The 12,009-nt window shown below is 34.1% G+C and carries 11 protein-coding genes; all 11 read left to right on the top strand.

Features of this window, described 5'->3' with window-relative positions; all coding sequences use genetic code 11:
• The first annotated feature begins 249 nt into the window (after positions 1-249).
• Positions 250-426 (top strand): YgjV family protein, encoded by a 177-nt coding sequence (locus tag H3T56_RS11820; RefSeq protein WP_199283329.1) that lies wholly within the window; start codon positions 250-252, stop codon positions 424-426.
• Between the two features lie 97 nt (positions 427-523).
• Entirely contained in the window at positions 524-1,096 is a 573-nt protein-coding gene (gene rppH, locus H3T56_RS11500) for an RNA pyrophosphohydrolase (protein ID WP_065578249.1), read from the top strand.
• Positions 1,093-1,962, top strand: a complete 870-nt coding sequence (gene lgt, locus H3T56_RS11495) for a prolipoprotein diacylglyceryl transferase (protein ID WP_065578250.1) — start codon at positions 1,093-1,095, stop codon at positions 1,960-1,962. The genes rppH and lgt overlap by 4 nt, the downstream gene beginning before the upstream one ends.
• Entirely contained in the window at positions 1,959-2,753 is a 795-nt protein-coding gene (thyA, locus tag H3T56_RS11490; RefSeq protein ID WP_198193074.1) for a thymidylate synthase, read from the top strand. Before lgt ends, thyA begins: the two co-directional genes overlap by 4 nt.
• Positions 2,754-2,991: 238 nt before the next feature.
• Positions 2,992-3,942, top strand: a complete 951-nt coding sequence (locus tag H3T56_RS11485; protein ID WP_198193073.1) for a Kdo(2)-lipid IV(A) acyltransferase — start codon at positions 2,992-2,994, stop codon at positions 3,940-3,942.
• Positions 3,943-3,994: 52 nt separating this feature from the next.
• Complete coding sequence (gene rlmM / locus H3T56_RS11480; RefSeq protein WP_198193077.1) at positions 3,995-5,068, top strand: 23S rRNA (cytidine(2498)-2'-O)-methyltransferase RlmM; 1,074 nt, start codon at positions 3,995-3,997, stop codon at positions 5,066-5,068.
• 20 nt (positions 5,069-5,088) lie between these two features.
• Positions 5,089-6,957: a penicillin-binding protein activator gene (locus H3T56_RS11475; RefSeq protein WP_198193072.1), complete on the top strand. Its 1,869-nt coding sequence runs from the start codon at positions 5,089-5,091 to the stop codon at positions 6,955-6,957.
• Positions 6,911-7,291, top strand: a complete 381-nt coding sequence (locus H3T56_RS11470; RefSeq protein WP_198193071.1) for a YraN family protein — start codon at positions 6,911-6,913, stop codon at positions 7,289-7,291. The genes H3T56_RS11475 and H3T56_RS11470 overlap by 47 nt, the downstream gene beginning before the upstream one ends.
• Before the next feature lie 16 nt (positions 7,292-7,307).
• Positions 7,308-7,886 (top strand): SIS domain-containing protein, encoded by a 579-nt coding sequence (locus tag H3T56_RS11465; protein ID WP_065578308.1) that lies wholly within the window; start codon positions 7,308-7,310, stop codon positions 7,884-7,886.
• Between the two features lie 96 nt (positions 7,887-7,982).
• Entirely contained in the window at positions 7,983-10,676 is a 2,694-nt protein-coding gene (gene gyrA, locus H3T56_RS11460) for a DNA topoisomerase (ATP-hydrolyzing) subunit A (protein ID WP_198193070.1), read from the top strand.
• A gap of 90 nt (positions 10,677-10,766) precedes the next feature.
• A partial coding sequence (locus tag H3T56_RS11455) for a cation:dicarboxylate symporter family transporter (RefSeq protein ID WP_198193075.1) occupies positions 10,767-12,009 on the top strand: 1,243 nt, incomplete at its 3' end.

Genomic DNA, 12,009 nt, shown 5'->3' with positions numbered 1-12,009 from the left:
AACGCCGTAGTGCCGATGGTAGTGTGGGTATTACCCATGTGAGAGTAGGGTGCCGCCAGACTTTTAAATACACGAGCCCAGCAGCGATGCTGGGCTTTTTTGCTTTCTAGGATTAATGTATTTTTGTTAATTATTTTTCAGAGTTATTTCCCTGAATAGTAGACAATGGATAATCTAAATTTTCTGTATCAGTTTTTGGGTTCTGATTTTATTGAAAAATATACAACAATCCCGTAATTAATTGTTAAATTGTATTATTTGGATGTTGAACAACATAATATACGATTGTTAATATTACTAAGTAGTATTTTATGGATAATATATAGCTTATGGATAGGCTCTTTAGATAGTTTAGCTATAGAGGTTACCTTCACGATAATTACTATTATGACAATTATTAAATTATCACCAAAATCGACTGTATGATATTATATTTATTCTATTAGTATCATTTTCCTATTTATTTATTGTTGTATGTATGAAACAATTCAACAATATAAAAATAAATTTTTTGAGGTAGTCAGTGATCGATAATGATGGCTACCGTCCAAATGTAGGAATAGTTATTTGTAACAGGTATGGTCAAGTGCTTTGGGCTCGGCGTTATGGGCAAAACTCTTGGCAATTTCCTCAGGGCGGAATAAAACTTAATGAAACGCCAGAACAGGCAATGTTTCGTGAACTAAATGAAGAAGTAGGATTACTACCTAAAGACGTTAAAATTTTATCGGTTACCAATGGTTGGTTAAGGTATAAATTACCAAAACGTATGATTCGTTGGGATAATCAGCCGGTATGTATCGGTCAAAAACAAAAGTGGTTTTTATTAGAATTAATTTCTGATACGTCAGTTATTAATTTAAATATGTCTTCAACTCCTGAGTTTGATGATTGGAAATGGGTAAGTTATTGGTATCCTATACGACAGGTTATTGCTTTTAAGCGTGATGTATATCGCAAAGCAATGAAGGAGTTTTCTTTGCCTGCATTTACTATACAATCTGAAGTAGAAGAACCTGTAACAAATCTTTCTAAGAAAAAACGGTTTAACTTCTTTGCTCACAAACGAAAAAATAAACAGCGTATTAAAAAATGAATCAATTTTTACAATTTCCCAATTTTGATCCAATTGCTTTCTCAATCGGACCTATTTCATTACATTGGTATGGTGCAATGTACCTATTTGGTGTGCTTGGTGCTTTGTTTTTAGCTAAACGTCGAGCTAATAAACCCAATAGCAATTGGACATCACAACAAGTTGAAAACCTATTGTTCTGGGGTTTTTTAGGCCTCTTTATTGGTGGGCGATTAGGTTATGTATTATTTTATAATTTTGATGCATTTTGTGAAGATCCCGCTATTCTATTCAGAGTTTGGGAAGGAGGAATGTCTTTCCATGGTGGTTTGATTGGTGCCATTTGTGTTATTGCTATCTTTGCTAAAAAAACACAAAAGACCTTTATGCAAGTAGCTGATTTTGTAGCTCCATTAGTACCGCTTGGTTTAATGTTTGGCCGATTTGGTAATTTTATTAACGGTGAACTGTGGGGCCGAGTAACTAATTCTTCAATCGGTATGTTATTCCCTACTTCATCACATGCTGATTTTATGTTTGTTCAAGCAAATCCAGAATGGTTTTCCTTATACAGCCAATTAAACGGTGTTTTACCTCGTCACCCTTCACAACTTTATGAGATGGTATTTGAAGGTATAGTATTATTTATTATTTTAAATTTATTTATTCGCAAACCTCGTCCAGTTGGTGCAGTCTCAGGACTATTTTTAGTTTGTTATGGCATATTTAGGTTTATAATTGAGTTCTTTAGACAACCCGATGAACAATTAGGATTATTTTTAAATATAATCAGTATGGGACAAATTCTCTGTCTCCCTATGATCATTGGTGGTATCTTGATGCTTTTATATGCATATAGATTTAACAATAAGGCTATTAAAAAATGAAACAGTATTTATCACTAATGCAAAAAATTTTAAACGAAGGAACGGCTAAATCGGATAGAACAGGTACAGGGACTTTATCGATCTTTGGTCATCAAATGCGATTTAATTTGCAAGATGGTTTTCCATTAGTGACCACAAAAAAATGTCATTTACGTTCAATTATCTACGAGTTACTTTGGTTTCTTAAAGGTGATACTAATATTAATTATTTAAAAGATAATAAAGTAACAATTTGGGATGAATGGGCCGATAAAAATGGTGATCTTGGTCCTGTTTATGGCAAACAATGGCGCGCTTGGGGAGCTGCGGATGGTCGACAAATAGATCAAATTTCGCAACTAATCGAACAAATTAAAAATGATCCAGACTCTAGAAGAATGATAGTTTCGGCATGGAATGTTGGTGAGCTTGATCAAATGGCGTTAGCACCTTGTCATGCTCTGTTTCAATTTTATGTAGCTCAAGGTAAGCTGTCATGTCAACTTTATCAACGTTCATGTGACGTATTCCTAGGATTACCATTTAATATTGCTAGTTATTCGTTATTAGTTCATATGATTGCTCAACAATGCGATTTAGAAGTTGGTGATTTTGTTTGGACAGGTGGCGATACCCATTTGTATTCCAATCATATGGAGCAAACACATTTACAATTAAGCCGTAAGCCAAAACCATTGCCTAAGCTTGTAATTAAACGCAGACCACCTACAATTTTTGATTATGAATTTGAAGATTTTGAAATTGTTGATTACGATCCTTATCCAGCAATAAAAGCGCCAGTAGCAATTTAAAGCTTAACAAATTTTGAGAAATACTCTTTTAGGGTATATTTTTTCTAAATTATAAGTAAAAATTGATTATTAGGGATTAATCAATTTAATCCTTAATATGTGTTTTTTTATGTAATCTTTTCAAACAACTTCGTGATAAGAAGTTTAGTTATCTTTGATTATTTTATTTTTCTGCCGCATAACTGAAGATATTGGTATATAATGACTAACTTTGTTTAAATGGTTATTTAATCTTAATATGAGTCAAAATCAAGAAATTCATCCTATTTTTACAAAACGATTATTACATCCTCGCTATTGGTTAACCTGGTTTGGCATTTTTATTTTATATTTGATCGTTTTACTGCCATATCCGGTTATTTATCAATTAGGGAAAGGTTTAGGATTACTTTCGATGAAATTAATTGGCAAGCGTAAAGAGACCGCAAGGCAAAACTTAAAATTATGCTTTCCTGATAAATCCGAACAAGAACGAGATAAAATATTAAGAGATAATTTTATTTCCACAGGACTTGCTATATTTGAAACTGGTATGGCATGGTTCTGGTCCGACAAAAGACTTAAAAAACACTCTTCAATTGAAGGTGATTCACATATCACTCAGATACAACAGTCCGGACAGGGTGTTTTATTAATTGGTATTCACTTTTTAACGCTAGAACTAGGTGCACGTATTTTAGGTATGAGTCATCCAGGTGTAGGTGTTTATCGACCAAACGACAACCCTGTTATGGATTATGTACAATTAAAAGGGCGTTTAAAATCGAATAAATATATGTTAGATCGCTATAATACTAAAGGCATGATAAGAGCCTTAAAGAATGGTGAACTGCTTTGGTATGCGCCAGATCATGATTATGGTCCTAAGAATAGCGTTTTTGCGCCACTCTTTGCGGTAGAAAAAGCAGCAACGACCATTGGAACTCGAATTTTAGTTAAATTAAGTCAGCCTGCAATTATTCCTTTCACCCCTAAACGAGAAAAGAATGGGCACTATACTGTTTACGTTACACCTGAGCTTAAAGGCTATCCTATAGATGATGATGTGCTAGCGGCTACTTTTATGAACAAAGCGATTGAACACGAAATATTAAAAGCACCAGAACAATATATGTGGTTACATCGACGATTCAAAACTCGACCTAAAGGTGAAGCGCCTTTATATACAAATGAAGTCCAATCAGATTAATTTGATAACTTTATAATATTTTCAAATAATTGAAAGAAAGAATATGCAAAAACTGAACAAAATAATTTTGTATTGTCGACCAGGATTTGAAAAAGAATGTGCAGCAGAAATAACAGATAGAGCCGCACAAAAAGAGATATTTGGATTTGCCAAAGTCAAAGAAAACATCGGTTATGTGATATTTGAATGCTATCAAGATGGTGACGCTCAATTATTGATTAAAGAAATTCCTTTTCGAACACTTATTTTTGCCAGACAAATGTTTGTTGCTGGTGAATTATTGGCTGATTTACCAACAGAAGATCGTATTACGCCAATAATTAATTTTTTATCTGGTATTGTTGATAAAGCTGGTGATTTACGTGTTGAAGTGGCAGATACTAATGAAGGTAAACAATTAGCAGGATTTTGCCGAAAGTTTACTGTTCCACTTCGCCAGGCATTACGTAACAAACGTCTTTTGTTAAAAGTACAAAATCCATCTAGACCAGTTATTCATTTATTATTTATCAATAATAATAGCTGTTATGTTGGCTATTCTCTGAGTCAAAATAACTCTCCTTTTTATATGGGTATACCGAGGTTAAAATTTCCATCTGATGCACCAAGTCGTTCAACATTAAAATTGGAAGAAGCTTTTCATATTTTTATTCCTTATGAAGAATGGGATGAACGACTTAAAGGTGGTTTAAACGCTGTTGATTTAGGAGCGTGTCCAGGCGGTTGGACTTATCAATTGGTCAAAAGAAGTATGATGGTATATGCTATAGATAATGGTCCTATGAATGAAAAATTAATGGAAACAGGACAAGTTAAACATTATCGTGAAGATGGCTTTAAATTTATACCTAAAAAGCATAATATTTATTGGTTGGTGTGTGATATGGTTGAAAAACCAGCCAAAGTAACAGAGTTAATAGCTAAATGGCTAATTAATGGTTGGTGTAGAGAGGCAATTTTTAATCTCAAACTACCAATGAAAAAACGTTATGAAGAAGTAAAACAAAATTTACAATTACTAATAGAAGAACTAAATAACAGCCAAATAAATGTACAAATTCAGGCTAAGCAACTTTTTCATGATCGTGAAGAAGTTACTGTACATGTACAGCGAATTTGGGGATGAGAAATTATAAGAGAATGGTTATGAAATTAAAACAATCCTTTTATGCTATTGTTATTTTAGCATTATTTTCACTTTTAGTTGGATGTCATCTTAGCTCATCAAAAAGCGGTAAATACGATGAAACTAAAGACTCCAATTATTATTTGTCGCAGGTAGATACTAGCTCAGGAAGTGCTAAAATCGATTGGCAGTTATTGGCAATAAGAGCATTAATAAACGAGAATAAACTTTCTCAAGCAAATAAATTATTATCTCAACTACCAGCTAATCTTAATGTAGAACAACAAAAAGACCAATTATTATCTCAAGGTGAAATAGCAGCTAGAAAAGGGCAACCATTTAATCTTAGCCAATTATCTATCGAGAAATTAAATGATTCACAATCATATCGTTATTATTCAATCAAATTAGCCTTAGACAAAAAAGCTAAAAAGATTAATGAACAAGCGAATGATTATTTGTCTTTACAAAAATTTGCACCTGAAAAATTAAAAAAACAAATTTTAAATAATACCTGGAATTTCTTTAGCAAATTATCGACAAATCAACTAAGTAAAATTGCCGTACTTGAAAATGACTTCATATTGAAAGGTTGGATTGATTTAAGTTATACATATCAAAGTAATAATAGACAAATTTCTATTCAAGACGGTGATAGTCCAGAAGTGCTTGAAGCGAAAAATACAAATCGTAAAAATCAACTAAAACAAGCTATTTTGGATTGGGCTGCAAAATATCCCGATCATCCTGCACAAAATATTGTTGCGATTATAACAGGTGAACAAACACTTGCGGTTGATAATGCTAATGCCAAAAAAGTAGCTTTACTATTACCTCTGAATGGATCTTCTCGAATATTTGGTAATACTATTCGTCAAGGATATGTTGATGCAGTTAAGTTCTATCCTCAAGAACCACAACAAAATGTTATTGTTTTAGATACAACGTCAGTACCAATGGATAATTTAATTCAGCAAGCGCAAGAACAAAATGTCGATTTAATCGTTGGTCCATTATTGAAGTCTGAAGTGAGTAAAATAAAGCAGTTAGCACCTAATATCCCAGTTCTAGCATTGAATAAGGTTGATGATGGAACAGTTTCCGCTAACAAAATGTGCTTTTTTGCGTTATCTCCTGAAGATGAAGCAAAGGATGCGGCTGACCATATTTTTGCTCAAAATAAACAAAAGCCATTGTTAGTTATACCACAAAATGATTTGGGTAGGCGTGTAGCCCAAAGCTTTGCTAAGCAATGGTCGCAAATTTCTAATGGCTCACAAGCTTATGTACAATATGTTGGTAATTTAAATACTTTACGCGCCAATATTAATCATAGTAGTGGAATAAGTTTAACCGGTAGTCCGATTGCATTTAATAGTGATGATGGTTCGGCCTCAATGACCTCAAATGGTTCGTCTTCTGGATTTGATGCAATTTATATTTATGCATCTTATGACGAATTAACCTTGATAAAACCAATGCTAGATATGGGGGCGGGTAAGACAGTAGGTAATGGTTCTTCACCAATAGCGCTTTATTCAAGTTCTAAAAGTCATGTGGCAAATGCTTCGAATGACTTTTATTATGATATGAATCAAACGGAATATTCTGACATTCCTCTGATTATTAATTCATCAGAAAAGACAACGGCAGTGATTCCTAGCAATATTCAAAAAGATTATTCTTTAACACGATTATACGCTATGGGAATCGATGCGTGGCGATTAGCTAATCGTTTTAATCAATTAGACTCTTATCAACCTAATTTTTTAGATGGAATGACTGGTAAATTATCAACCAGTAATCAATGTGAAGTGACTCGAACACTTGCATGGCAACAATATGCCTATGTTACATCCCAATCGTCCTCGGAACAGAACGAAAACTAAAGATATCGGCAAGCATTATGAACATATTGCTTGCCAATTTTTAGCCAATCAAGGACTTGTGTTACTTGATCAAAATAGCTTATATCGAATCGGTGAAATTGATTTAGTCATGCGAGATAAGAGTTGTCTTGTTTTTGTTGAAGTTAGATATCGAAAAAATGCTAATTTTGGCGAGGCTGAAATGACTATTTCGCTCACTAAACAAAACAGAATTAAACAGGCTGCTCAACATTGGATGTTAAAAAATAAATTAAATATTGAAGATACAGAGTTTAGGTTTGATGTTTTTGCCATAACGGGAAAAAGTCAAAAATGGATAATTAATGCGTTTTAATGATCAGGTGAAAAACGTGCAAGATTTAATAAAAAATTATTTTACTGAAAGTATTCAAACTCAAATTGTTATGGCCGAATCTCTAGGCTCTTCAATTGAAAAAGCTGCTAATATTATCGTTGAAGGATTACTTAATGGTAATAAAATTATGGGATGTGGTAATGGCTCAGCTGCCGCAAATATACAAAGTTTTACCTCTCGGTTAATTACCAGTCTTGATATTGAAAGACCGAGTATTCCGGCTATTGCATTAGTATCTGATAATGTATTGTTAAGTGCGATATCTAATCACGAAGAAATCTATGCTCGACAAATTCAAGCTTTAGGGCAACAAGGTGATATCTTAGTTATTTCAACTTGTGAAGGTAATAGCCGTTCGATTATTCGTGCTGTTCAAGAATCCGTAATTAAAGATATGAAAATTGTTGCCTTAACTGCATTTGATGGTGGAGAAGTGATCGGATTACTTGGGCAAAATGATATTGAAATTAGAATTCCATCTTACAAAAAGGTGATGGCCTATGAAATGCATGCAATGATTTTAAACTGTTTAAGCCAATTAATTGAAAATACATTGTTTATTCATACAGAATAAGTTGAAATAAAAATAGTTTTGTTCTGCATTAATAGCGATTTTATGCTATAATTATGAACTATTTTAAGATTTAAGTTAATAAGAGAACCTGGTGTTATGACCGAACTAGCCAAAGAAATAACCCCCGTCAATATTGAAGACGAATTAAAATCCTCTTATCTTGATTATGCGATGTCTGTTATTGTCGGGCGAGCTTTACCTGATGTCCGCGATGGACTCAAACCTGTTCATAGACGGGTTTTATTCGCTATGCATGAAGCTGGATACGACTGGAATAAACCTTACCGAAAATCTGCTCGTGTTGTTGGGGACGTAATCGGTAAATATCATCCACATGGTGATTCTGCTGTTTATGATACTATTGTTCGTATGGCACAACCATTTTCATTACGTTATATGCTTGTTGATGGCCAAGGTAACTTTGGTTCTGTCGATGGTGACTCGGCGGCAGCAATGCGTTATACCGAAATTCGTATGCAAAAGTTTGCCGGTGCATTATTAACTGATTTAGATAAAGAAACAGTAGATTTTTCACCAAACTACGATGGATCAGAAATGATTCCTGATGTGTTGCCAACTCGCATTCCTAATTTATTAATTAATGGTTCGTCAGGTATTGCTGTTGGTATGGCAACCAATATCCCTCCTCATAATCTAGCAGAAGTTATCAATGGTTGCTTAGCATTTATTGAGGATGAAAATATTTCTGTTGATGGATTAATGGAATATATTCATGGTCCAGATTTTCCTACTGCTGCTTTAATTAATGGCCGTAAAGGTATTGAAAATGCTTATCGAACTGGCCGTGGCATTATTTATATTCGTTCAAAGGCGACCATTGAAGTAGATGATCATAGTGGTCGTGAAACGATCATTGTTAATGAGATCCCTTATCAAGTTAATAAGAAAAAACTGATCGAAAAAATAGCTGAGCTAGTTAAAGACAAAAAAGTTGAAGGTATTTCAGCATTGCGTGATGAATCAGATAAAGATGGTATGCGCATTGTTATTGAAATCAAACGTGATGCAGTTGGCGAAGTTGTTTTAAATAATCTTTTCTCATTAACTCAACTACAGGTTTCTTTCGGGATTAATATGGTTGCCTTACATAAAGGTCAACCGAAACTATTAAACTTACGAGAAATGATCGAAGCGTTTGTTCTTCACCGCCGTGAAGTCGTAACGCGTCGAACTATCTATGAACTTCGCAAAGCTCGTGAACGAGCACATGTGTTGGAAGGTTTAGCGATAGCATTGGCTAATATTGATCCTGTTATTGAATTAATTCGTGCTGCGGCGACTCCTTCTGAAGCGAAAGCTAAATTATTATCGCAAGCTTGGCAACTAGGTAATGTTGCGGCAATGCTTGAAAAAGCGGGTAATGATGCCGCTCGTCCTGAAGATTTAGCGCCTGAGTTTGGTATTCGTGATGGCCATTATTATCTTTCTGAAGCTCAAGCCCAAGCAATTTTAGATCTTCGATTACATCGTCTAACAGGACTTGAACACGAGAAAATTCTTGATGAATATAAAGAACTATTAGTTCAAATTGCTGGTTTATTACATATTCTAGCGAGTCCAGAAAGATTAATGGAAGTTATTCGCGAAGAGCTTGAAGCTATTCGAGATCAATTCCAAGATGCAAGACGAACTGAAATTACAGCAAGTAGTGCGGATATCAATATTGAGGATCTTATTGCTCAAGAAGATGTTGTAGTTACACTTTCTCATCAAGGTTATGTAAAATACCAACCGTTATCCGATTATGAAGCTCAGCGCCGAGGCGGTAAGGGTAAATCGGCAACGAAAATTAAAGAAGAAGATTTTGTCGAAAAATTATTGGTTGCAAATACTCATGACACGATTCTTTGTTTCTCAAGTCGTGGCAGATTATATTGGATGAAAGTTTATCAATTACCAGAGGCCAGTCGAGGCTCACGTGGTCGTCCAATTATTAATTTATTACCATTGGAAGCAGATGAACGTATTACCGCGATTCTACCTGTTCGTGAATTTGATGATGAGCATTGTGTGTTTATGGCGACAGCTCAAGGTACGGTTAAGAAAACTTCATTAATTGAATTTAGTCGTCCGAGAAGTGGTGGCATTATTGCCATTAACTTACGTGATGATGATGAGTTAATTGGCGTTGATTTAACCAGTAACGAAACAGCAGATATTGTTGATGATGAAGAACTCAATGATGATGCTATTATTGATGAGCTTGACGATGGTGATGAAGTCTCACAAATTTCCAATACTGAAGACATTATGTTATTCTCAGCTAATGGTAAAGTTGTACGATTCCCTGCCAATAAAGTCCGTTGTATGGGTAGAACAGCAACAGGTGTTCGAGGTATTAAATTAGAAGGCGATGATAAAGTTGTATCACTTATCGTCCCTCGTGGTAATGGTACAATTTTAACAGCAACTCAAAATGGTTATGGTAAACGTACTGAACAAGAGTTATATCCAACTAAATCAAGAGCAACGAAAGGCGTAATCTCTATTAAAGTGAGTGAACGAAATGGTGCTGTAGTTGGTGCAGTGCAGGTTGAAGAAACCGACCAAATCATGCTAATTACTGATGCTGGAACTTTAGTACGAACTCGAGTATCAGAAGTCAGTGTTGTTGGACGAAACACGCAAGGGGTTACGTTGATCCGAACAGCTGAAAATGAGAAAGTTGTTGGATTACAAAGAATTGCTGAAACAGAGGATGATGTTGAATCGGAACTATCGCCACAGAGTGAGGATAGTAATGATTCAAACCAAGAATCCGAACAATAATTTTAATTATAAAAAAGGATTAGCCACACAGACTAATCCTTTTTTATTTTCTAAAACAGTGAAAAGGAATAGAATTACATGTCTTTCTTAATAAAAAAAATCTTAACTAATCTTGCATGGCAAATATTAATTGCCTTGATTTTAGGTGTAGCTGTTGGTGCTTTTCTATATGAACTAGCAGATCCTAATCATGCGTTACATTCATATTACCAATTTTCAATTGTTAATATTTTCCAACCAGCAGGTGATATTTTTATTCGTTTAATTAAGATGATCGTTTTACCAATTATACTTAGTACACTGACATTAGGTATTGCTGGAATTGGTGGCTCTAAACGTTTAGGAACATTAGGATTTAAAACCATTCTTTATTTCGAAATTATTACAACAATTGCTATTTTATTAGGTCTTTTATGGGGTAATGTTTTTGCACCCGGTGCTGGTATTGACTCTTCAACTTTAGCTACAACTGATATTAGTAAATATACTAAAGCAGCTGAAGAGTTAAGTGGCAAACCTCACGGTTTGATTGTCATGATTTTAGACATGATTCCAGCAAATATATTTAAAGCAATGACGGATGGTGCAGTTTTACCGGTTATTTTCTTCTGTGTATTTTTTGGTTTAGGTTTAATGTCTTTACCAGATAAACAACGCGAACCATTTGTGTTCTTTTTGAAAGTAGTTTCAGATACTATGTTTAAAGTGACCAATATGATTATGCGTTATGCTCCAATTGGTGTATTTGCATTAATTACCGTAACTGTAGCTAAATATGGCTTTGCTTCTTTACTACCACTATTAAAACTGATTCTAACTGTATATTCCGCAATGATCATTTTTACATTAGTGATATTAGGTGCAGTTTGTAAACTATGTAAATTCAATATTTTTACTTTATTAAAAATATTGAAGGAAGAATTAGTTATTGCTTTTTCTACAGCAAGTTCAGAAACAGCATTACCAAAAATCATTGAAAAGATGGAAGCCTATGGAGCACCAAAAGCGATCACAAGCTTTGTTATTCCTACTGGATATTCATTTAACCTTGATGGTTCGACATTATACCAAAGTATCACGGTTATCTTCTTAGCACAGTTATTTGGTATGGATTTAAGTATCTTAGATCAAATAATCATTGTAATAACATTAATGATTGCTTCAAAAGGAATTGCTGGAGTACCAGGTGCTTCTATTTTAGTTCTATCAGCAACACTTGGTAGTGTTGGTATTCCACTTGAAGGTATTGGTTATATTATGGGTGTTGAACGTATTTTAGATATGGGTAGAACAGTTGTTAATGTTGTTGGTAATGCATTAGCGGCAATTGTTA

Origin of the sequence: Gilliamella sp. W8123 (assembly GCF_016101085.1) — a bacterium.
GTDB lineage: Bacteria > Pseudomonadota > Gammaproteobacteria > Enterobacterales > Orbaceae > Gilliamella > Gilliamella apis.
Note: the sequence above shows the minus strand (reverse complement) of the source record. Positions and strands in the feature narration are given on the sequence as shown.

Bases quoted from the DNA above. Each gene is read 5' to 3' on its own strand.
- gyrA (WP_198193070.1), top strand. From the start codon at position 7,983: ATGACCGAACTAGCCAAAGAAATAACCCCCGTCAATATTGAAGACGAA.
- H3T56_RS11485 (WP_198193073.1), top strand. From the start codon at position 2,992: ATGAGTCAAAATCAAGAAATTCATCCTATTTTTACAAAACGATTATTA.
- H3T56_RS11475 (WP_198193072.1), top strand. From the start codon at position 5,089: ATGAAATTAAAACAATCCTTTTATGCTATTGTTATTTTAGCATTATTT.
- H3T56_RS11470 (WP_198193071.1), top strand. From the start codon at position 6,911: ATGCCTATGTTACATCCCAATCGTCCTCGGAACAGAACGAAAACTAAA.
- lgt (WP_065578250.1), top strand. From the start codon at position 1,093: ATGAATCAATTTTTACAATTTCCCAATTTTGATCCAATTGCTTTCTCA.
- thyA (WP_198193074.1), top strand. From the start codon at position 1,959: ATGAAACAGTATTTATCACTAATGCAAAAAATTTTAAACGAAGGAACG.